Origin of the sequence: Sphingomonas sp. 10B4 (genome assembly GCF_035019905.1) — a bacterium.
Classification (GTDB): Bacteria; Pseudomonadota; Alphaproteobacteria; order Sphingomonadales; family Sphingomonadaceae; genus Sphingomonas; species Sphingomonas glacialis.
Genome location: NZ_JASJVC010000437.1, coordinates 1 through 228, shown reverse-complemented (window position 1 = coordinate 228; position 228 = coordinate 1). Strand labels below are relative to the sequence as shown.

The 228-nt window shown below is 55.7% G+C and carries 1 protein-coding gene; it reads right to left on the bottom strand.

All coding sequences use genetic code 11. The features are described 5' to 3' along the window. Positions 1-196, bottom strand: a 196-nt coding sequence (locus tag QN347_RS20415) for a hypothetical protein (protein ID WP_323494490.1), incomplete at its 3' end; no start/stop codon positions are given. Between the last annotated feature and the right edge of the window lie 32 nt (positions 197-228).

Genomic DNA, 228 nt, shown 5'->3' with positions numbered 1-228 from the left:
CAGCGGTAAGTTCTGTCCCTGTCGTTGTGCTTGGTACGAGCTTAATTCCGTCAATTCCAGTTGGCCATTCGATTGCGGCGCTAAAGGCAAACGCAATTCGCCACGGAAACGCCGCACTGCCAACTGCTGCCAGCCAGACATTATCTGTACCCAGTTGCAGGTAATCGCCGCCACCGCTATGCGGCTGGTACACCATAGTTTGACCATGTAGGCGCGGCGTCGCATAGC